General features: G+C 50.3%; 14 protein-coding genes. 8 read left to right on the top strand and 6 right to left on the bottom strand.

Features of this window, described 5'->3' with window-relative positions:
- From B0D95_RS19945 to B0D95_RS19925, 5 genes are read left to right on the top strand one after another with little or no spacing between them, the layout of a single operon-like run.
- Nucleotides 1–222, top strand: a complete 222-nt coding sequence (locus tag B0D95_RS19945; RefSeq protein ID WP_078045508.1) for an MbtH family NRPS accessory protein — start codon at nt 1–3, stop codon at nt 220–222.
- A complete protein-coding gene (locus B0D95_RS19940; protein WP_078045507.1) occupies nt 219–1,949 on the top strand; it encodes an amino acid adenylation domain-containing protein in 1,731 nt (576 codons plus the stop codon). Before B0D95_RS19945 ends, B0D95_RS19940 begins: the two co-directional genes overlap by 4 nt.
- Nucleotides 1,942–3,969, top strand: coding sequence for a condensation domain-containing protein (locus B0D95_RS19935; RefSeq protein WP_078045506.1), 2,028 nt, complete (start codon nt 1,942–1,944; stop codon nt 3,967–3,969). Before B0D95_RS19940 ends, B0D95_RS19935 begins: the two co-directional genes overlap by 8 nt.
- Complete coding sequence (locus B0D95_RS19930; protein ID WP_078045505.1) at nt 3,966–5,660, top strand: (2,3-dihydroxybenzoyl)adenylate synthase; 1,695 nt, start codon at nt 3,966–3,968, stop codon at nt 5,658–5,660. The genes B0D95_RS19935 and B0D95_RS19930 overlap by 4 nt, the downstream gene beginning before the upstream one ends.
- A complete protein-coding gene (locus B0D95_RS19925) occupies nt 5,657–6,499 on the top strand; it encodes a bifunctional 2-polyprenyl-6-hydroxyphenol methylase/3-demethylubiquinol 3-O-methyltransferase UbiG (RefSeq protein WP_078045504.1) in 843 nt (280 codons plus the stop codon). The genes B0D95_RS19930 and B0D95_RS19925 overlap by 4 nt, the downstream gene beginning before the upstream one ends.
- A gap of 46 nt (nt 6,500–6,545) precedes the next feature.
- On the opposite strand, the gene B0D95_RS19920 is transcribed toward B0D95_RS19925, so the two are convergent.
- Together B0D95_RS19920 and B0D95_RS19915 are read right to left on the bottom strand one after the other, a co-directional pair.
- Nucleotides 6,546–7,007, bottom strand: a complete 462-nt coding sequence (locus tag B0D95_RS19920) for a hypothetical protein (RefSeq protein ID WP_078045503.1) — start codon at nt 7,005–7,007, stop codon at nt 6,546–6,548.
- 103 nt (nt 7,008–7,110) lie between these two features.
- A complete protein-coding gene (locus B0D95_RS19915) occupies nt 7,111–9,180 on the bottom strand; it encodes a TonB-dependent receptor (RefSeq protein ID WP_210403655.1) in 2,070 nt (689 codons plus the stop codon).
- Between the two features lie 165 nt (nt 9,181–9,345).
- Here B0D95_RS19915 and B0D95_RS19910 point away from each other — a divergent pair, with 165 nt between their 5' ends.
- The 3 genes from B0D95_RS19910 to B0D95_RS19900 all read left to right on the top strand — a co-directional run bounded on the left by B0D95_RS19910 (nt 9,346) and on the right by B0D95_RS19900 (nt 14,556).
- Nucleotides 9,346–10,134 carry a 4'-phosphopantetheinyl transferase gene (locus B0D95_RS19910; protein ID WP_078045501.1) on the top strand — a complete coding sequence of 263 codons (789 nt, stop codon included), beginning with the start codon at nt 9,346–9,348 and terminating at the stop codon, nt 10,132–10,134.
- Between the two features lie 121 nt (nt 10,135–10,255).
- Nucleotides 10,256–13,543: an MHYT domain-containing protein gene (locus tag B0D95_RS19905; protein WP_078045500.1), complete on the top strand. Its 3,288-nt coding sequence runs from the start codon at nt 10,256–10,258 to the stop codon at nt 13,541–13,543.
- A complete protein-coding gene (locus B0D95_RS19900) occupies nt 13,540–14,556 on the top strand; it encodes a two-component system response regulator (protein WP_246841665.1) in 1,017 nt (338 codons plus the stop codon). Before B0D95_RS19905 ends, B0D95_RS19900 begins: the two co-directional genes overlap by 4 nt.
- A 16-nt stretch (nt 14,557–14,572) precedes the next feature.
- On the opposite strand, the gene B0D95_RS19895 is transcribed toward B0D95_RS19900, so the two are convergent.
- The 4 genes from B0D95_RS19895 to B0D95_RS19880 form a co-directional block, all read right to left on the bottom strand.
- Nucleotides 14,573–16,966 (bottom strand): glycoside hydrolase family 127 protein, encoded by a 2,394-nt coding sequence (locus B0D95_RS19895; RefSeq protein ID WP_078045499.1) that lies wholly within the window; start codon nt 16,964–16,966, stop codon nt 14,573–14,575.
- Nucleotides 16,967–17,204: 238 nt separating this feature from the next.
- Nucleotides 17,205–19,823: a TonB-dependent receptor gene (locus tag B0D95_RS19890; RefSeq protein WP_078045498.1), complete on the bottom strand. Its 2,619-nt coding sequence runs from the start codon at nt 19,821–19,823 to the stop codon at nt 17,205–17,207.
- 581 nt (nt 19,824–20,404) lie between these two features.
- On the bottom strand, nt 20,405–20,695 hold the full coding sequence (locus B0D95_RS19885; RefSeq protein ID WP_078045497.1) for a hypothetical protein: 291 nt from the start codon (nt 20,693–20,695) through the stop codon (nt 20,405–20,407).
- An 18-nt stretch (nt 20,696–20,713) separates the two neighbouring features.
- Nucleotides 20,714–22,252 carry a methyl-accepting chemotaxis protein gene (locus B0D95_RS19880; protein ID WP_078045496.1) on the bottom strand — a complete coding sequence of 513 codons (1,539 nt, stop codon included), beginning with the start codon at nt 22,250–22,252 and terminating at the stop codon, nt 20,714–20,716.
- Between the last annotated feature and the right edge of the window lie 281 nt (nt 22,253–22,533).

Here is a 22,533-nt window from a genome sequence, read left to right as displayed (position 1 = left end):
ATGAGTGACAGTGTATTTGACGATGATTCGCTTACATTTCTGGTTTTAGTCAATGATGAATACCAGTACTCACTATGGCCGGACATGCTGCCCATTCCCAATGGTTGGCACCACACCTTGGGGCCAACATCGCGCCAGCATTGCCTGGACTGGCTGTCCACTCACTGGACAGATTTACGCCCCTATTCCCTGCGGCAAACAGATGGAGCCAAGGCATCATGACGCAGGATAAAAAAACCTTATATGCACACAACGATAGTTTGCATGGCCGTTTTGAACAGCAAACAGCACATTGGCCACAACGGATTGCGCTGAGCTACCGAAACCAACATTTGACATATCAGCAACTCAATCAGAAAGCGAATGCAAGCGCGGAACAATTACGCTCAGCCGGTATTTGTCCTGGCGATTTAGTGGCGCTGATGCTACCTCGCGGTTTGGATCAGGTAATCCAACTGTTAGCGATACTGAAAGCGGGGGCAGGATACGTGCCTATAGACCCCAATTATCCTGTGGAGCGGGTCGAATGGATGCTTGAATCCAGCAACCCCATTTGCCTGCTCACACAGCCCGATATCTGTGATCGTTTATGGGAGACAGGGCTTCCAGAGTCCTTGAGTAAACGGGTTTTATGGGTAGATACCCATGAGAGCTTATCCATCACACGAACAATAGCTGATTCAGAGCGCAGCGCCCTTCCATCACTGAACAACACAGACACCGGTAATCCATTAACCATTGCCTATATTATTTTTACCTCCGGCTCCACCGGCAAACCAAAAGGTGTAGCTGTAGGCCACCATCAAGTGATAAGCCTACTTGATGCGGTGATCCCCAAACTTCGCTGTGATCACACTGATGTATGGACACTGTTCCATTCACTCGCCTTCGACTTTTCGGTGTGGGAAATATGGGGAGCGCTCACGACTGGCGGACGCTTGTGCATAGTCCCTCAAGATATTGCCTGGTCACCTGATTCGTTTTCCACACTGTTGCGCGAAGAACAGGTCACAATTCTGAATCAAACGCCTTCTGCATTTTATGCGTTAACCCAAACCGAAAGTCGCATAGGTGCACAAGGTGCGCCAGCACTGGCATTACGCAACGTCATTTTTGGCGGCGAGGCGCTCAACATGCACCAGATCAAGCGCTGGTGGACATGTTATTCACCGGGGCAACCTCGACTGATTAATATGTATGGTATTACCGAGACAACCGTTCATGTCACCTGGATTGAACTGACACCAAACATGGCTGAGACAGATGGCAGTCCAATCGGTGAAGCGATTCCGGGGCTTGACGTTTATTTGCTGGATAACACCTTGAGCCATGTTGCCGACGGAGAGCCCGGCGAAATGTATGTTGGAGGACAACAACTGGCATTGGGTTATTTAGGGCGACCGGATTTGACAGCAAGCCGCTTTATTGCCAACCCCTTCCAACCAGGAGAGCGCTTATACCGATCTGGAGATTTAGCCATAAGGCGTGAAGGCCAACTATTTTATGTTGGGCGTGCTGATCGACAATTGAAAGTTCGTGGTTTTCGCATTGAACCCGCCGAAGTTGAAGCCGCCATTGAAACACACCCTGCGATTCAACGCTGCGCCATACTCCCTCAACCATCCAACAATGCACAAACTGCTGATGGACTAATCGCATTCTTGATTGCCAAGCCAAACATGAGTGCCCTGCCCGATGCATTAACACTGCGTCACTACCTCACCGCACAACTTCCTGTGCACTGCTTGCCTTCCACATTTCTTTATCTCGAGACTCTGCCATTAACCGTCAATGGAAAACTCGATCAATCGGCGTTGCTACAACATTGGCGATCGCAACAACACCAGAACTCACATCAGCGACGACTGGATTTGCTGCATGCGCGACTGACCGTTACAACCCAATCATCACACACGAAAAATAGAGAAGGAGATTGCCTGTATGAATGATGCATTAGTGTCACAAAAATTACTGAATGAAATACTCACGCTGGTTGCCGTAAAACTGAATGTCGATGCGGATACCCTGTCTGCCGATACCGACCTCTTTGCTGCAGGTCTGGACTCCATAACACTCATGGGGTTCGTCGCCTTTTGGCGTTCAGCCGGGCACCAAGTCGATTTTGCAACACTGGCTCATGAGCCACGTGCTAACGCGTGGGTACGTCATCTCTCCTTACCATTGACACCATCTGCACATACGCAGGGCTCAATAAACAACAAACTAACAACACGCAAACCCACACAACATAATGAGCCATTTGCCCTGGCCCCCATGCAATACGCCTATTGGTTGGGGCGCGATCCAAAGCAACCACTCGGTGGAGTATCTGCTCACCTTTACACCGAATTTCAACGCCGTATCGATACAACTAACGGACACAGTATCAATCCGGAACGCCTGTCGAGTGCCTTGCGAAAATTAGCAGAACGTCACCCATCATTACGCTTGAAAGTGACAACCGACGGCAAACAACTTCACTTACCTGTTGAGCAAGTAATACCGCTAAAAGTTAACGACTTGCGCAAAACAACGACAGAAAAAGCCAACGAACAACTTGACGCAACACGCCATCTTTATTCATCACAAATGCTTAACATTGAGGCAGGCGAAGTGCTCGCCGCTGCGCTCAGCCTGCTACCTGACGGCAGCAGTCGATTGCATTTGGATGTGGACATGATTGCCGCCGACGCCGTTAGCTACCGAACGCTGCTACGTGAATTAGCCTTGCTTTATGAAAATATCGATACCGTTTTACCACCACTGGTTGCTACCTATCGGGATTTTCGCGAAGCAAGTGAAAAGCGCTGGCCAACCGTCAAAGAAACCGATGGAAAATGGTGGCATGATCGCTTGAGTGAGCTACCGGAGGGGCCACAGCTACCATTGAATAATTCGCCCTATAGCCACCCCCAGACCACACGACGTCATTTTTATTTCTCGCCTGAGCTGCGTAGCCAGCTCTACGCACAATGCCTTCAGCGCGGCTTGACGCCGGCAGCAGTATTGGCAACCGTATTAGCCGAAACACTGGCGGGCTGGAGCAGCGAACCCCGTTTCCTGCTCAATGTTCCACTCTTCCTCCGCCCAATGGGCAATCAGGATTTATCAGGTGTCGTTGGTGACTTCAGTAGTTCAGTGATGCTCGATGTTGATCTAAGCGGACGCGATGCATTCCATGAGCGAGCCAAACATGTTCAACACCGGCTGCATCAGGATGTCACTCACGCTGAATATAACGGCGTACAAGTGCTGCGCGATCTCGGCCGCCTGAAAGGACGGCAGGTAATTGCACCAGTAGTTTTTACTAGCGCGCTTAATTTAGGGGAATTATTCGATCCTGCCGTCAGACGTGTGTTTGGTGATCCAATATGGATTATCTCGCAAGGCCCACAGGTTTTACTCGATACCCAAGTTACCGAACTGGATGATGGATTGTTACTCAATTGGGATTGCCGTGAAGACGCATTTGTCGATGGCGTTCTGGATGTAATGTTTACATTTTTCCGTCAATCGGTTGAGGCACTTGCCGCTACGGAAGTAGCCTGGTCGAACTGCCTTGCAGACGCATTACCAACAGAACGCGTGCGCCCGCAAGTCACCTGTTATGCCCCGACACTACAAAATAAACCTGCTGCAGCCCCCAGGACGCCAATAGAACGAGCAGTAGCTTCCGTTTGGTGCGCTGTTATTGGCGGTGATGGCAATAATATTCACCAGAATTTGTTTGCGGCAGGGGGAGATTCGGTGCTGGCGAATACCCTGGTTGCACAACTGCGTGAAATTTTTGGTGTTGCCGCACTGGACATGCAACGCTTATTTAACTCACCCACGATTGCCGGCCTGGCAGAGGTCATCAGCACCAGCGGAGACCCTGAGCACATCGCCCATATTGCTACCATTTATTGTGAAATTATGGCGCTTGATGATGAAGCACTGATCGCTGAATTTGATGAGGCCGCATCATGAAAAATACAGATCCAGCTTTCGATGGTTTGACGCCCTGGCCACCAGCATTGATTGAACATTATCGTCGCAACGGCATTTGGGGCGAAGCAAATCTGACGCAATGGCTTGAAACCAAATTATTGTGTCGTCAACAAGACACTGTATTGAGCGGCCCGGGATTCGCAGCAACACCATGGCAAGTATTATCAGGCGGGGAATTATTACAGCAGATTAAACGTCTGGCATTTGGGCTAGCGGATATTGGCTTATCGCGCGGTGACCGCGTTGTTCTGCAAATGGGTAATAGCAATGCTTTTATTGTCACCCTCTTTGCATTACTTGAACTGGGGGTTATTCCAGTGATGGCCCTGCCGGGACACAGACGCCGTGAAATTGAACATTTTGTTCGCCTGACCAATGCGCGTGCCTGGCTCGCCAGTGAAGGTGAAGCAGGTATGGATTTTCAGGCGCTGGGCAATCAGTTGCGCCATGCAATTCCAGAGCTCGAACACATTATCATCGACACGACTGACGCAGGGCCTCACCTCACACTTGCCTCTTTACTCAAAGACAATATCAGCAATGAAAAACTGCCCGGACATTTTGTTGATCCTGCAGGCATCGCATTATTGCTGTGTTCCGGCGGCACAACCGGCCTACCCAAGCTGATTCCTCGCACCCATCGCGATTATCTGTATAACGCGGCCGCCAGTGCCGGGGTTTGCGAACTTGGCCCAAGTGATTGTTATCTGGTGGCACTACCAGCAGCGCACAACTTTCCGCTGGCCTGCCCTGGATTGCTCGGCGCATTAAATAGCGGAGCAAGCATAGTCATGTGTCCCTCCCCAAGCCCGGAAACAGCCTTTGAATACATAGCACGAGCCGGTGTGACGGTAACAGCTCTCGTACCGCCGTTGGTGCGAGTCTGGCTTGAATACGCGAGTAAAATGGGCCCGCCACCAAATAGCTTACGCTTGTTGCAAGTGGGTGGCGCACGGCTTGATATGGGCACAGCTCGTCGCATCCGCCCTGAACTCGGCTGTGCGTTACAACAAGTATTCGGGATGGCCGAGGGGCTTCTTAACTACACACGGTCCTCGGATCCTGATCTGTTAATACAGGGAACACAAGGCCACCCACTCTCACCACTTGATGAAATCCGCATAGTTGATGCCGATGGTGAAGATGTTCCTCGCGGGAAACAAGGAGAGCTCTGGACACGCGGCCCCTACACCTTGCGAGGCTATTACAAAGCAGACGAGGTTAATCGCCGCAGCTTCACCGAGGATGGTTATTACCGCTCAGGCGATTTAGTGCGGCAACTCAGTTCCGGGCATTTGGTAGTCGAAGGACGTCTCCGAGAAGTTATTCGTCGTGGCGCCGAAACTGTATCCGTAGAAGCGCTGGAAGCATTGCTGGCACAACTGGATGCGATTCGGGATGTCGCAGTCATCGGCTTACCCTGCGAACGACTTGGCGAGCAAGTATGTGCTGTTCTGGTACTTGATGAAGCCACACCAAAACCAACATTGAGCGAAGTACGCGCCTTTCTTACCGAGGAAGGCATTGCACGATTCATGTTGCCAGACCGGTTGGAATTTGTAGATCAACTGCCACTAACCGCAGTTGGCAAGATCGCGCGCCAACAACTTATCACTCACATTCAACAATCCCGCCAGCAGACCAACACACAAGGAATATTAATATCATGACTGAAGATGCCCTTTGCGAACCCACAAATAATACCCACCATCAATCTGCGAGCGAACCAACCAGTCTCGCACCGCAGTGGCTCGCCAATGAATATGAAGCAGGTAACGATGGTCAGTTTCAAGCCGCCTATCAGGCACTAGCCTCTATTGGCGTTTGGAGTGATCTACCACCAGGTCGCGCAGTCGATGTCGGTTGTGGCAGCGGGCGGCTTGTTGAAGCGCTTGCCCGTTGCGGTTGGCAAGTCGATGGGAATGACGTATCTGAATCAATGGTTTTGGCGGCACGGAAACGCTGCCATGGCTTACCTGTTACGCTTAATGTATGCGATGCACGCCAACTCAATCTTACTCCGCGCCACTACGAGCTGGTTACAACTTGTTGGATGATTCATTGGCTGGAGGATGTGCGCCCCACCCTGCAGCAATTAACGAATACCGTAGCGCCTGATGGCCATTTGGTGTTGCAGTGGAGCTGTGGCCAACCCCGTGCACAAGGATTTGCCCTGCGGGATACCTTGCAGGAAGTCTTTGACCGTCCCGCTTGGCGAAACCGTCTGAAAGATGCTCCGTTGGCGATGTATCATCATCCGCTGGACGAGGTTTTGCAGTTCGTTAGTCATGCAAACTTCGACATCATTTCGACACGTGAAAATATTGTTGTTGGTGGCGGTGAAAATCCCCAAAGCCTAAGACGAGCGTTACGTTCGGCAGCATTTGCCGCCCAAACAGTGGTATTAGGTGATGATGTAGATTTGCTGATAGATGAATGCCTGCAATTATTAATAGAGCGGCAGGCGCTGCAAGTAGCCAATACCGAATTAATTGCACGCTTAAAATAGTATCCATCGCAGAAATGATTCATAAGACCACAGGGATGTGGTCTGCTTAACTATTGGCAATTTCATTCACCGAACATTGAATTGCCTCTAGCGCTTTTTTATCAACAGGAATTCCACTCACAGGCTCAGACGGATTATCAAGCCATGCGTAGGCTTCTTCCAGTGAAGCAAATAAGCCGCCAGGAATACCAAAAGCCTTGCGCACGCTCATTTTTTTCATGCGCTCATATTGATTTGGCGGAACAACAATCAACATGGATTGCACCAGTTCACGCATTTTTTCAGCAGCACCTGCCGCCATCCAACGCTGTGTCGCCTGAGCAGCGCCCTCAGGATGGCGCAATGAAGCTTCATCCAGATAAACCCGTATCACATGAAATGGTTCGCCCTTACAAAACCAGTTATCCCATGACGCCAGCGAGCACATGTGTTGCTCCAGCGTCGCTTCGCCATGCGCAACCGTTAAAGCAACAGGCCAATATTGACTTTCATGTTCCAATAAACCCATCACATCACTCCTTTTATATTTTTCATTCATCTACAGCCTATAAAATTCAAAAAGGCTCTTCACTTTACTAAAGAGCCTTTTCTTATCCTGCGGTTAGTTTTTATCAAAAATCCAGTTGAATGCCTGCGGTCACCGTGCGGGGCTGCATTAACACCGCTGTATCAAAATCACTGTCAGATTGTGTACTGCCTTGTGGAGCAGTACCTGGGTATAACGCGATAGGAGTGTCTTCGTCCAATAAATTTCGCGCTGCAACATACAGCTTGACAATATCATTGAGCTGATAAGACACACTAGTATTCAGTGAACCATAGGCATCCGTTTTTCCGTCAGGATCATTGGTGATGCTCGTATAATAGCCTTCAGAAAACTGGCCGTTCAGAGCCACATTCCAACGCTCTTTGGTCCATGTCACACCAAACTGTAGCGCGGCAGACGGTGCAGTAAATAATGAATTCCCCTCAAGACCTGAATTGGGATAATCAGTAATTTCTGTATCCAGAAAAGCCAGATTACCAAACGCACTCCATTGTTCATCAATCTGCCAGGATAGGCCAAGCTCTAAACCTTGAATGCGTACACCATCTGCATTGCGTACGACAAACGCTTCATCGCGTGAGTTTTCCGGAGTCAGGTCAAACGGTAATTGCATATCGTCGTATAGCGAATAAAATAAATTTTGTGTCGTGCGCAACTTGCCATTAAGCCACTGTTGGCGGCCATAGATTTCAACGGAATCAACATACTCCTCGGCGTATTCATAATTCACAATTGGAAAGGCAAATGTAATTCCGCCCCCACCCGCATTGAAGCCTCGGGAATATAAAACACCCACAATTTGTTGGTCGTTAGGTTTATAACTCAACCCAAGTTTTGGCAACAACGCATCGTAGCGATTATCCGCCTGGATATTAGCGATTTGGCGAGTTGGATCCCCACCGTCACGTGTGCGATCTTCCTCTTCATAACGCAATCCAAGGGTCAGTTCATAACGCTCCGAAAAAGGAATGCGGCCTTCGGCATAGATAGAGCGCGCATCCGATTCATCATCAAACCGTTGAAGGCCAATAAACTGAATCCATTCATCTTGTCGAGCCCGATATAATCTTGCGCCCGCTACCCATTCGCTTCCGCCATTACTGGTATAACGCAGGCGAGGCTCCAATACCTGCTCATCCGTATTAACTTCTGCGCTGCTGCCATCTTCAGCCATTTTGCGCTTAAAGCTGAAGTCAGATACCGATGCATCAAGCTCGAACTCAAGCATATCGCTCAAGAAAGTGCTGAACTCAATTCCGGCACTTGTGGTGCGAGGATTATGAATCGGCTGCTGGGGGAAATTAGAGCGTTGCTCCTTAAAGGGTCGAACCACAATTTCACCATTTGGACCTTCATAATTGACATCGGCAACCGTGAGCAATAAACGTGTTGCTCTCTCACTGTGTGGTTCATAAAGTAATTTTGCGCGCAGATTGTGCCCCTTGATATCTGCCGGATTCCCAACTCCCTCCACCTCGTCGTAGTCGACGGGAGATTGACGCTCAAATCCATCTGCAGCAAAACGCAGCGAGACGCTCTCACTCAATGGCTGATTGTGCATTAGCGACACACGCTTTTGCTCAAAGTTGCCGCCTTCTATACGCACAGCCGATTTCTGCTCCATAACAGGATCATTGGTCCTGACCAAAATCGTTCCCGCAATGGCATTGCGCCCCACCAATGTGCTTTGGGGACCACGAAATACCTCAATGCTTTGCAAATCCCAAATGCCTATATCACCAAAAACAACTTCATTGTAGGTTGCTGAACGGCCATCAATTTGCCAATTCAACCGCGCACGACTACCGGCAAAGAACGCATTGGCATTTTCTGCAGGCCCGGTTCCATCCACACCACGCACAGTCGGAGCTTTGCCTGTGCCGGTTACGTCCGTGATATTGGGTATTTCACGCAATACGTCGCGAACAGATCGCAGTTCGGGGCGGGCGCTGAGCGTTTCCTCCTCAAACACCAAAACGCTGGTACCGCTCTCCTCCACAGTACGGGACAACAACTCACCGGTAACAACAACTTTGGATAACTGCCTGGTATTTTCTTCTGCTTCAGCCATTACCATAGGAGCTAATCCCAGCAAAGCTGACATCACTATCAACGTGTATTTCGAGTTATTCATATCTTCCTCAAGGTTTGTCCATAAAGCACCTATTCTAAATGATAATTATTAGCATTACTATAATCATTAATATAGAGTGGGCGCCACCGCAAGCCCACGGCTTCTTCAATTAGGGCGTCAGACTAAACACCAGTGAAATATTGACTATCGGTAGGAACTGAGACGATGCCTGAAGATAACGGCATGAATGAAAGGGTATTTCCTGAAAAATCCCAAACGAGGGTAAACAGCAGCGGTGATAAGAGTGCCGTGAGCACTTTTATTGTGTCAGAGCATGGCAATCCTGATTTTTCCGGCGCGATATCACTTTGCTATTGTCGATTTTCTGTAGCGGCATATGCCGATGACCTATTTCAACGTCACGGCATTTATTGCCCGCCAGCAATACAAGCTTCCGTGGAAAAACGCCGGGCAGAGTTTTTCGCGGGCAGATACTGCGCCAAAAAATCATTACGCTTGTTAAACAATAGCGTTGCTGATGTCCATATTGGCAAGCACAGAAACCCTTTATGGCCCGCCCATATTATCGGCTCTATCAGCCACAGCAGCCGATATGCTGTCGCAATCACCGCTCTACAATCAAATATCCGTGGAATCGGTATCGACATTCAGGATGAAATCGATAGTGACTGTTATGCAAAAATAAACCGGCACACGTTATTTGACCGCGAATACGATGTCATTTTTAAGCACAGTCACGCCTTACCGGTTAATCAATTATTTACACTGGCATTTTCTGTAAAAGAAAGCTTTTTTAAGGCAGCGTTTACTGAAGTTGGGCGATATTTTGATTTTTCCAGCATCGCTATCACACACATTAATCCACAAAAAAAACTTATTTCCATGCGTGTCAATGAAACACTCAGTGAAAGGCTCACCATCGGTTGTGAGCTACGAGCGGCGTATCAAATCCTGCCAGATAAACAATTTATGACGCTGGTTATACTCGAATAAATTTCCAGTTTGCAGCTCCCGCATTAGACGCCATGCCCAGGCTCAGCTAGTCTCTAGTGATCTGTTAGCAACCCGTTTGACTATAAGTCAGTAGCCACCTTCAATTAGTAGCCCGCGCACAATGCTGAATCTTTTTGTCCTCAACCCCGATCCCGCCAGTTTGATAGAGGGAAGCTACAATTTCTGGCTTGTTGGTCTCTCCCTTCTTATCGCCATTGGTTCCTCTTATATCGGTTTGCAAATTGCCACCATGACCCAGCGCGCGCCCAAGGGTTTGCATACCCAAGTGGCCCTGCTGAGCGGGTCGCTGGCGCTGGGCGGCGGCATTTGGTCCATGCATTTTATTGGCATGCTCGCCTTCCGTATTGGCAGCCACGTGCACTATGACCCTGTAGGCACACTCGCCTCCATGGTGCCTTCCGTATTTGCCTCCTGGGTAGCACTGCAAATGCTGTCCAGCGAGCAGATCAGCCGTCGGCAACTGATTATTGGCGGGGTGCTGGTAGGCGCAGGCATTGGCACTATGCACTACTCCGGCATGGCGGCCATGCACATGAGCGCCACGCTGAAATACGATCCCTGGTGGTTTGCTGCATCCATTTTAGTGGCCGTCTTACTGGCCATTTTGGCGCTGTGGATTCGCTTTGGCCTGCGCGATCAGCAGCGCCTGCAACCGCTGCAACAAAGCCTGCTGGCCAGTTGTGTCATGGGGTTTGCGATTGCAGGTATGCATTACATCGGAATGGAGGCCGCACTGTTTATCGGCGATGGCGAAGTGCTGGCCGATGCCACCAACAACCACATTATTTTGGCGACTATTATTACGGCCACCACCGTGGCGCTAAGTATGCTCGCGCTCGCCGGCAACCTGATCCTGCGCTACCGCCAGCTCTATGGCCAAATGCAGGACAGCGAATCGCGCCTGCGCGAACGCGAGCAGCAATACCGAACCCTGATCAGCAATATGCCCGGCGTTGCCTTTCGCACCATTTTTTCGCCACCTTGGCGCACCCTGTTCATCAGCGATGCGGTAGAGCGTGTGACCGGCTGGCCCGCGCGGGATTTTATGGAGGGGCGCATCCACTTGGGCGATTTAGTCCACCCGGGTGATGCCGCGCGCATTGATGCACAACTGGATGAAGCGCTGCGCAAACAACGACCCTATCACTGCGAATATCGCTTTATTCACCGCGATGGTCGCGAGCGCTGGGTCTCGGAGACCGGCAGCCATGTGTATGACCAAACCGGCAAGCCCGCGTGGATTGACGGGGTTATTATCGACATCACCGATTCACGGCGCCGGGCGAATGAATTTGAAGGGGTAGTGCAGGCCATTAGCAAAGCCCTGGCGGTAGCTGAGTTTGATATGGATGGCAACATCATCGCCATCAACGATAACTTCCTGAAACTGACCGGCTATGTCAGGGCGGAAATCCTGGGGCAACATCACCGCAAATTATGCCTGCCGGAAGACGCTGCCAGCGAGGATTACCAGCGCTTTTGGCAACAACTGCGGCAGGGCGAATTCCAAAGTGGCGAGTACTGCCGGGTGGGGATTGATGGCAATCCGGTATGGATCCAGGCGGCTTACAACCCGATTCTGGATGTGGATGGCAAACCCTGGAAAGTGTTCAAAGTGGCTATCGACTTGACCGAGCGCAAATCCATGGAGCAGGACTTGATGATCGCCAAAGAGCGCGCCGAGCAAGCCTCCATTGCCAAGGGCATGTTCCTCGCTAATATGAGCCATGAAATTCGCACGCCGATGAATGCCATTATCGGTTTTACCGAATTACTGCTCGACTCCCCGCTCAACCCCGGCCAGCACAAACAGATGCAAACCGTGCGGCAATCCGCCCGCTCCCTGCTCGGCCTGCTCAACGACATACTCGATACCGCCAAACTCGAACGCGGTGCACTGGAACTGGATAAACGCGCTTTCTCGCTGCGGGAGTTGTGCCAGCAAATCATGGCCGAACTGCAATTGCTGGCCGACAAAAAAGGCCTGGGGCTGCACCTGGACTACCCCGCGACCCTGCGCAGCCTGGTGCTGGGCGATGAGTTGCGTGTCCGCCAGATACTGATCAACCTGCTGGGCAATGCGATCAAATTTACCCAACACGGCGAAGTGCGCCTGACGCTGGAAGACGCAGGCAACAACCTGCGCATTCGCATTATCGATACCGGTATCGGCATAGCTGCCGATCGCATCGAACACATTTTTACGCCCTTCACCCAGGCCGATGCCTCCATGGCGCGGCGCTTTGGCGGCACCGGGCTGGGTACAACCATCGCCCGCCAGCTCACCGAACTCATGAGCGGCACCATCAGTGTCACCAGTCGCGAAGGCGAAGGCAGCTGCTTTGAAGTGTTGTTGCCGCTGGAAGCCGCCAGCGCCAGCGAGGTGCCAAGCGCGCACCAGGACACTGCCCTGCCACCCCTGCGCATTCTGGTAGCCGACGATGTGCCACAAAACCGCGAGCTATTGGACGTGATGCTGCGCCGCGATGGGCACGAGGTCTATTGCGCCAGTAATGGACTGGAAGCTTGGGCTGTGTTTCAGGAACGGCGCATAGATATAGTGTTGATGGACATCCAAATGCCCGAGGTGGACGGACTACAGGCCACCAAGATCATCCGCGAATGGGAGCGCCTGCAACAGCGCAGCCCCGTCCCTATTATCGCCCTCACCGCCAGCGTACTGCCAAAAGACCGCAAAGACGCCGACCTGGCAGGCATGGACGGTTTTGCCTCCAAACCCATCGACAAACACGAGCTTTACCAGGAAATTGCGCGCTGCCTGCAACTGGACAATACCGCCCTAGTCGCCTCGGCAAACAAGCCCCAGGCCAGCGCAAGTCCGGTTATCGACTTCGCCGCCGCCGAAGCTCGCTGGGGCGATAAAACCACGCTCTATAAAGCCATTGAGCGCTTCTGCAGCGACTTCAACCGCGCGCCGCTCACAGTCGCCATGCCGGATATTCACGCCCAAGCCCATCGTCTGAAAGGGGCGGCGGCCAACCTCGGGCTGATGCAAGTAGCGCAAGTGCTGCAGCACATAGAGCAGCCGGATGCCGCCGTCACCACGCCCTTAGCCGAACTACTCAGTACATCGCTCCCGCAGGCCATGGCGCAGGTACAAACTGCCATTGCCGGCCTGCTGCCAACGCCATCTGCCGCGCCGGCCGATACCGCCGGGGTTCCCCTGGCGTTGCTGGAAGTCATGGCCCAAGCCTGCCAACGCTCCAGTATCGACGAGGAATCCCTCGCCCAGTTACATCACCTCATGCCCGCTGCGGAACTGGCGCAATTGGATGACGCACTGGATATGTTTGACTTTGACGCCGCCGCCAAGCTGCTGCGGCATTGGATAACCAACGCCCCCTGGGTAATACGGGAACCATCATGACCACACCGCTCATGACACCTCTGCGCGATAGCCGCCCCAAACTACTTGTCGTTGATGATGAGCCACTCAACCTGCAGGTGCTGCGGCAAATTCTGCAACAGGACTATCAACTGCTGTTCGCCCGCGATGGCGAAAAAGCCCTGGCACTGGCTCAGGCAGAGCGCCCTGATTTAATCCTGCTCGACATTATGATGCCCGGCATCACCGGCCTTGAAACCTGCCAGCGCCTCAAGCAACAGCCGGAAACCCAGGGAGTCCCGGTGATTTTTGTTACCGCCCTGAGCGACGACCGCGACGAAACCGAAGGCTTTGCCGTCGGCTGCGTGGATTACATCACCAAACCCGTCAGCGCCCCTATTGTGCTAGCGCGGGTCAAGGCACAACTGTCGCTGGTCAGCGCCGAAACCCTGCGCACCACGCGCTTGCAAGTGATCCAGCGCCTTGGCCGCGCCGCCGAATACAAGGACAACGAAACCGGCCTGCATGTCATACGCATGAGCCACTTTGCGCGTGAGATCGCCCTGGCCGCAGGCATGGGGGAGGCCGATGCAGAAGAGCTGTTCAATGCCGCGCCCATGCACGACGTGGGCAAAATGGGCATCCCCGATGCCATCCTCTGTAAGCCAGGCAAACTCACGCCCGAAGAATGGGAGATCATGAAGCAGCATGCGCGCATCGGCGCCGAGATTATTGGCGACGACAGCTCCACGCTGCTACAAATGGCCCGTCGCATCGCCCTGTGTCATCACGAGAAGTGGGATGGCAGCGGCTACCCGCAAGGCCTTGTGGGTAAGGCCATCCCCATCGAAGCGCGAATCATCGCCTTGGCCGACGTGTTTGACGCCCTCACCAGCAAACGCCCCTATAAAGAGGCATGGCCGATTGAGACTACAGTGGACTACATCCAGAATGAATCCGGTAAACAATTCGACCCTGAACTGGTAGCCGCCTTTATTCAAGCACTCCCCAAAATTACCGCGATACGCGCCCAACTGCTCGACCCGGCAGACTAAACCGGGTCAGCAAACGCTACTCCCGCAATAACCGCACGCCATAAATCCCACCGGCAATCGAACCGGGGGCGGCGATAAATTTCACGGTGTATTTACCCTTGGATTTTTTGACCAGATCTGAAGGGATCGCATAATCCACTGTAAAAAATGCCTGTGTATTGCCCGTGGATTCAACGCGGGCAATCACCACATTATTCAGCTGAATATCAAATTGTCGCCCGGTGTCGACGCCCGCGTAAGTAATTTGCAGGGTCTTGGCTTCCTGCTGCTTATCGTTCAATTCATAGCTGAACCAGGCGCGGGTGTGGCGCCAATGGCGGCCATTGTGCAAACCGGTTTCGGCTTGCTCACCTTTGTAAAAATGGTCTGATTCAGGCTGCTGTTCGCCGGGCGAAACCTGATCAATCGTTTTGGCCTGCAATTGAAGGCGCGCTTTTTCCTCCGCTGCTGCTGTAGCGCGGTTTTTTTCCACATCGGCCGCCGTGCTGTAAGGCAAGTACAGCGCATAGCGCGATTCATGTACGCGGAAGAAAGGCACCAATTCAACTTGCTGCATATTCTGGCCATTGATTAAACCGCTGGCGTTAAAGGTGAGCGGCTTGCCTGCTACCGGTTTTAATTGCTGGATAAACTCATTGCTATTCCCTAACAAAAACGGCGCCGCTTCCAAGGGGCAAACCTGACCGGAAGCAATGTGCCCCATGCGCGAGTCATCGGCAAAATAGGTTATTTTTTCCGTGAGAAAAGGTTGGGCTTTAAGTGCAAGCACAATAGGGCCGTACAATACCGCGTAATAGTTTGAGCCGTCCGGCAACTTTTCCAGGCGCGGCTTCATAGGCAATATCACCTGTACCTTGTCACCTTTTTTCCAGCGACGCTCCAGCGCGATATAGTCACCCGGCTGTTGCGTCACCCTGACCTTTTTACCATTCACCCGCAGTTGTAATTGCCCGTGTTCAACCCAGAAGGGATAGCGCAGTTGCAAGCGGAAACGTTTGCTGTTTTCAATTACCAATTCGGTTGTGTCGGCATCGGGAAATTGCGTTTGTTGCGTAAGGCTTATGCCCTGCTCTGCCCAAGTCATGCGTGAGGGAATAAATAAATTCACAAACACTTCGGGCAATTTTTTCGCTGTCAGGTCGCGCGCATAAATAAATTCCGCATACTTGGAGTGGCTTTCAATGCCCGACCCCACACAGCACCACATACCATCATGCACCTGCGAATATTTGCGGTAATGATTAGGTCGCATGGAAGTGAAATACACCAGCCCACCGGTTTGTGGATGCTGGGAGGATAAAATATGGTTGAACAACGCACGCTCATAGTAATCCACATACTTCATGGCTGGATTCTTGTGCCCATGGGCGGACGACAAATACAACAGCTGCGTCAGCTTCAGCATGTTATAGGTATTGCAGGTTTCCGGCCCCTCCACATCATCAATCATCGCCGTAAAATCACTGCTATCGTGAAAGTGTTCTTTTACGCTGTTACCGCCAATGGCTACTGTACGTTTGTCTACCACGGTTTGCCAAAAAAATTCTGCCGCCTGATTCCATTGCGCGTTGTGCGTTGCATCAGCGTAGCGTTTAAAACCGATAATTTTGGGAATTTGCGTGTTGGCATGCAGGCCAGTCAGTTGATCCTGTTGTTGCTCCAGCGGTTGCAAAATGGCCTGATGGGAAAAAGACTCCGCTAATGTGAGATATTTTTTATCCCCGGTGATTTGCGCCACATCCACAAAGACTTCATTCATGCCACCATGCTCTGTGCGCAGCATCGTTTGCATTTGTTCAGGCGAGAGTTTTTTGGTGAGCTCAATTGTCCAATCCGACAAACGCACCAACATTTTTTTAGCGTCTTCATTGCCCGCATATATATAAGCATCGCGCAGACCCGCGTAGATTTTATGCAGGTTATACCAAGGCACCCAACGCTCATTGGTGGAGAAGTTATCCGCACGAATATCGCCGCGCGCGATTTCACTCCATATTTTGTTGCCATCGGGAATGCCACCTATATAACCCGTGCCCAACTTGTCCTGGCATTTCTTTAATTCCGCAATCACATAATTCAAACGCTGCAATACGCTATCGTCTTTAGTAGCTGCATAGAGCAATGCCAGTGCCGTCACGTAATGCCCGCCCATATGACCATCAAGCCCGGAGGATTCCCAATTGCCGTAAGTCTCTTTAAACGGCAAACCTGCCTCACGACGAAACGGCGCCAATAGCTTTTCAGTATCCAGTGCCATTACATAATCTTTATTGGTGTTTTGCGCTTGCAGGAATGGGCTATCCAGCAATTGCACATCGCGAGTGGGGGCAAGTTCCAATGCATGCGCTGAGGCTACAAACAACCCTACCCCCAACGTGAGTAAGCGCAGGAACACAGCTAAATTATTCATAAAATCCACCACAATAAGTTATCCCAAAAGCGGGAATATACTACTTATCAATTATAAATATCGGGCTTTACTTAACTTTTTAAACACTGCAAAAGCATCTCATGCACCAACAACGTAGGAGTTTCAATATAAGAGAAATAAAAAGCCCCGCCGATAAAGGCGGGGCTTAAGGGCAAGACCGCAATGAAACTAAAAGAAGATCACATTATTGTAACCACTTTTTTGATTTAGCAACTCATCACATACTGAAACGAACACCGACAGAAAAAGTACGCTCACGTGCCACTATATCGCGAGGATAAAGCGACTCGTCAGCAGATGAATCGCCACCAAACCAGTTTTTGTACGGATCATTCAACAGATTGGTTGCATCGGTGAATACTGTCAGGTTTTCGGTCAAGTCATAAGAGATAGAAAAATCGAGAGTTTCTTCATCTTTTACGACAACTGATTTACCGGGCTGTGCACCACCTTCGTTAAAACTAAGAAAGAACTCACTGCGCCAGTTATAAGCCAACCGAGCGGACAATCCATCTTGTTCATACATCAAGACGGCATTGTAAGATTCATCAGATACGTTAGCCAGATTTTGCATTTTATTAGTGATGGGAGATTCACTTTCGCCATCCATAAAGGTGGTATTCAACTGAACACCAAAACCAGACCAAAACCCGGGCAATTCAGTAAAGAATTGGGTATAGGACAATTCAATACCATCCAGATTGCCTTTACCTGTATTACGTGGGCGGCTAACCAGGTACTCACGACCATTGCGAGCCTCAACTTCAGAATAAGTTTGAATGTAACCGTCAAGATCACGCGCAAATACTGTTGCACTTAAAGAGCTTGAATCAGCAAAATACCACTCAAGCGACAAATCATAGTTAACTGACTCCACTGCTTCCAAGTTTGGATTACCGCCGTTGCCGGTTGCTGCCGTAGTATCTGTCGGCTCGAAGTAATTGGTCAGCGGATTTAATTGTACAAAGTCAGGACGAGTGATGGTTTTACCAGCAGTTGCGCGAAGATATAAATCATCTCGCAATGCTAACCGTGCATTCACACTAGGCAGAACTTCGGTTGAACTAACGTCAGTAGATACACCAAAGCCATTCAGTTTTGATTCCAGTTTAACAACACGAACACCCAACTCACCATCCAACGGCATACCAGCGACCTCAGTCGCGTAATTCGCCTTACCGTAAACAGCGTAGTTATTTTCCTGATCATCGAAAAAATTGCCCGGCAAGAATTCAGGTTCTTCTGCTGAATAACCCATATCAACACGAATTTGTGCACGGTTGTTGTAGATGTAATCACGATCAGGTGTCAACCACTGCGTAGTAGTAAGGTTTACTTCACTACTCAACAAATCATTTGGTGTTTTGTAAGCCATACCATCATAGTCAGACATAAATAAAATATTTTGTCTGAAGCGACCACCGGTATCGGCGGCGTTATTTTTTGCATTGCGCTGACTCAAACGGAAACCTGCATCTATCGAGGTAAAGCCGGTATCTGCTAATGAATAATTAACATCGGTGCTTAAGGAGATATCATCGCTATCTTGTTGGCCACGGCTATCAAAGTACTGCCATAATTCGTATTTACTTGGATCAAGCAGATCGAAGGCTGTGCCATCGCCATTCAAAATGGATACATCTGTTGCACCAGTACCGCCCGCAGAAAAGTCATAAATAATTTTTTCCGCAAAAAAGGCTGTATCCAAAATAAAACCGCGATTTTTACCTTGGCTCTCGGTGTAAGCCAAATCTGATTTGATAGTTAGCTTATCGGTCTCCCACTGTCCACCCACAGCAACTTGCATGGTATCGGACTCATTGCCAAACGCTTGGTTACTGCTGATAGTACCGGGGAAATTATCGCGGACAAATGTTTTTGCAACATTGGTTCCAGGTTTGTATTCAGATACATAACCAGAAAAACCACCCCAAGAAGGCAAAGGCACCCAGAAGTTCAATTCCGATTCAGAGTCATAACCAATCCAGAAAGCTTCTGCATAGTATTGTGATGAAGCATCAGGAGAAAATTGGAACGCGAGGTTTGCGGATGTGCGATTTCGATCACCATGATTGTAATAAGAACCTATTACACCAGGAATCAGTGAAGGTTGATCAGCAACATTCAAAGGTGCAGAGCGTGGGTCAGTAATGGTAACGGCGTCTGGTGCTACGTTAAAACTAACATGCTCCATATATTTACGGTCTTGCGATGACACACTGAACATCACCCCCATATCACCCGAGGCCGTACTCCAATTGTTGTTCACTGTCACACTACCAATCGGGCTAATAGAATCTGATTGCTCGCTATACTCACCGCGAATACCACCAGCAACGGTCAAACCGCCATCAAAATCAAATGGGCGACGCAGACGCACATCAACCAAGCCTGCAACACCGCCTTCAATATCGCTGGCACTGGAAGATTTTTTCACATCAACACGTTGCAACAAATCAGCGGGAATATCAGCCAAGGCTACGCCGCGCCCAGTGGTGGTGAAAATGTTACGGCCATTCAAAGTGGTTACTACATTTGGTAACCCACGAACAACTACACCAGAAGCTTCGCCGTTGGAACGCGTAATTTGTACACCCGGAACACGCTGTAATGCAGCAGCTACGCTGTTATCTGGCAGTTTACCTATATCTTCTGCAACGATTGAATCTACAACTTGCAGATTGTTGCGCTTAATATCCAGTGCCTCGGTAACAGAACTGCGAATCCCCGTCACAACCACTTCTTCAAGTTGGTCTTCTTGCGCTACAGCCACATAGGACGAGCCCAGAGCCGCAATCATTGCAATTGATAAGCTGAGTGTTTTTTTCTTGAACATGACGATCTCCCGTGGTCAATCGCGTCTTTTTTCCGGCGTGTCCGGATGGCGGCGATTGTTATTATTAAAAACGGTGTTCTTGGGGTTTTGTCTTAGCCTTGCGTGGAGTTGTGTTTATCCGCAGGTGATGGCGAGCTATTACAGATATTGGTCACCACTATTTATTAGGCATATTGTAAGACAATTAAAATACTATGCTTCGCCCCAAAAATCGTCAACTAATGAAAAGCATTTTTCACGTAAAAACAAAAAAGCATTACCAAAAGTAGCACTTTTGACGCCAATGATTACCTAAATGCTTGTTTTATACAGGATACAGCCGAGCGCATGTCATAGCTGCCGATGACTTTTCACCGCGAGAGAGGACACAAATGGACTTATATTTAATATTACAATAAGACCAAAATTTATCGTCGCAGCAAAGCCATGGGCCCAGTGTATTTTTTACCGGACGCGTGAAATGGAAGCAGGTTTCAATGACTGATGGGGGAAAACGAACGTGCAGGAATGATCAGGGCTTGCTTGTGAGCAGATAAGAAGAATCTCCCTCCATTCGTGGAGGGAGATTTGAGGAGCAGTAATCAACCGCCGCCTTTGGCTTTGTATGCGCGAATAACTTCGTTAAAACTTTCAGCGTAGGCTTTGAGTTCATCCAGCTCTTTCTTCTCGACGGAGCGGCTTAAACCTGCGCAACCTAAATAATCCTGCACTTCTTTAACGTAGGTTTTTACTTCATTGTTCGCTTTTACCATCTGCGCACTCACTGCCGTTTGCGGGTCCGGAAATTCCGGTTTAACAGACGGCTTGCTACAGGCATAAGCACCACTGGACAGGGTTGTTGTCAGTGCAAAAGCAACCAGGTATTTATTCATTATTTATCACCTCTGGATTTATACACGGAAACGACTAACGAGTTCGGAAAGCTGATCTGCTGCTGCAGCCAAATGCTCGGTGTTGGTACAAATGCGACTGGAGCTTTGTGCTGATTCCACTGCAACAGTGGAAATACGCTGTACGTTTTTCTCGATTTGACGAGTGGCCGCACTTTGCTGCTCCGATGCTGCAGCAATTTGGTTGGTGCGATCGCGAATCACACTGACAATGGAGGTAATATTTTCCAGCGATACACTCGCTTGACCCGCCTGCTCCACTGACGCACCGGCCTGTGCATTACCCGCCGACATCATCTCTACCGCTTTGTGCGAGCCAGATTGCAAACGCTCGATCATCTCGCGAATTTCAGTGGTTGAGGTTTGGGTGCGCGATGCCAGTGTGCGCACCTCATCGGCCACCACCGCAAAACCACGCCCTTGCTCGCCAGCGCGCGCCGCTTCAATCGCCGCGTTCAATGCCAGCAAATTGGTTTGCTCGGCAATACCGCGAATCACATCCAGCACTGAACCAATGCTTTGGGTTTCCTGCTGCAACTGATCAATCACACCCGCTGCCGTTTTAATATCGTTAGAGAGCGATTGGATTTGCCCCATGGTCAATGCCACGGTTTGTTTGCCCGATGCCGCCGCACTGTCCGCTTGCTGCGATTGGTTCGCCGTTTCGCTCACGCTTTGGCTGACGTTATCAACCACGGCTGCCATCTCGCGAATAGCAGTAACAATTTGTTGGATTTCATTTTGTTGATGCTGGATGGCCAATTCATTTTCACGCGCGGTGGATGACAGCAATTGCGCATCCTTCCGCACACTGGCGGCGGTGTGGATCACGTTGCCAATAATGCCCTGCAAACGCTCGACAAAGCGGTTGAAACAACTTGCCAACTCGGCCACTTCATCGCGACCGGATACCGGCAGGCGACGTGTAAGGTCCCCTTCACCTTCAGAGATATTGCGCAGGGCATCCACGATATTGTTGATTGGCCCCACAATACTTTTTTGCACCGCGTAAGACACCGCCAGTGCCAGCAAACTGAGCACAATCACCACCACCAGCGAGCGATTGAACGCCTGAGCCACAATGGCTTGCACCTCGGCCATATCAATCACCATGGAGATGTAGGCCAGGTTTTGGCCATCAGACTTGATCGCCTCGGTAATGGTCAGGCGACCATCCTTCTCAACCATGCCCACGGCCGGTGCCTGTTGCGCCACACGGCTTTTGGCTTCTATTTCGCTCGCGCCCTGTACATACCAGGCAAAGGGCTTCCCGCCACTGTAAATAGCCGCCGAAACCACACGCGGGCTGAGCTTTAACGCATTGAGCGACGCGGATACGGTTGCCGTGTCGTCGAAGGTAATTGCCCCTACACTCGCCTCACCCAATACCTGGGCAAGCGTTTGGGTGTCTTTAATGATGGTATCGCGCGCCGTCTCGATACCTGACTGGGCGGTCACTATTGCCGTGGCAACCACCGCAGCCACACAGCTGAGCGTCACACTCAGGAGGATTTTTAATTTGAGCGATAAATTATTCACACCAGGCTCTCCAGATAATTTTTCTTATGTCGCTTATGATCCAGGGCAACCTCACCACCGGATAAATTGTCAGACAAAGAAGGGTTGATGCTCTTTGCAAAACGACTATTTATCTTTTAGTTACGATAAAACCACTGATCAACTAGTATAGGCCAATATCGGGAATTGCTATTTCCAATATTCTGGTTAGGCAAAAAAACAATAAAAAATAAGCATTCACCCCCTGCAATGTGAAAACCATCACAAAATATCCCAAAACTGCGCAATTCCATCCTTTTACT

Origin of the sequence: Cellvibrio sp. PSBB023 (genome assembly GCF_002007605.1) — a bacterium.
Classification (GTDB): domain Bacteria; phylum Pseudomonadota; class Gammaproteobacteria; order Pseudomonadales; family Cellvibrionaceae; genus Cellvibrio.
This window is presented reverse-complemented; position numbering and strand designations above follow the sequence as displayed.

Coding starts and splice junctions, on each gene's coding strand:
- B0D95_RS19940 (WP_078045507.1), top strand. CDS start 219: ATGACGCAGGATAAAAAAACCTTATATGCACACAACGATAGTTTGCAT.
- B0D95_RS19945 (WP_078045508.1), top strand. CDS start 1: ATGAGTGACAGTGTATTTGACGATGATTCGCTTACATTTCTGGTTTTA.
- B0D95_RS19890 (WP_078045498.1), bottom strand. CDS start 19,823: ATGTTCAAGAAAAAAACACTCAGCTTATCAATTGCAATGATTGCGGCT.
- B0D95_RS19930 (WP_078045505.1), top strand. CDS start 3,966: ATGAAAAATACAGATCCAGCTTTCGATGGTTTGACGCCCTGGCCACCA.
- B0D95_RS19915 (WP_210403655.1), bottom strand. CDS start 9,180: ATGAATAACTCGAAATACACGTTGATAGTGATGTCAGCTTTGCTGGGA.
- B0D95_RS19910 (WP_078045501.1), top strand. CDS start 9,346: ATGCCTGAAGATAACGGCATGAATGAAAGGGTATTTCCTGAAAAATCC.
- B0D95_RS19885 (WP_078045497.1), bottom strand. CDS start 20,695: ATGAATAAATACCTGGTTGCTTTTGCACTGACAACAACCCTGTCCAGT.
- B0D95_RS19935 (WP_078045506.1), top strand. CDS start 1,942: ATGAATGATGCATTAGTGTCACAAAAATTACTGAATGAAATACTCACG.
- B0D95_RS19925 (WP_078045504.1), top strand. CDS start 5,657: ATGACTGAAGATGCCCTTTGCGAACCCACAAATAATACCCACCATCAA.
- B0D95_RS19905 (WP_078045500.1), top strand. CDS start 10,256: ATGCTGAATCTTTTTGTCCTCAACCCCGATCCCGCCAGTTTGATAGAG.
- B0D95_RS19900 (WP_246841665.1), top strand. CDS start 13,540: ATGACCACACCGCTCATGACACCTCTGCGCGATAGCCGCCCCAAACTA.
- B0D95_RS19920 (WP_078045503.1), bottom strand. CDS start 7,007: ATGGGTTTATTGGAACATGAAAGTCAATATTGGCCTGTTGCTTTAACG.
- B0D95_RS19895 (WP_078045499.1), bottom strand. CDS start 16,966: ATGAATAATTTAGCTGTGTTCCTGCGCTTACTCACGTTGGGGGTAGGG.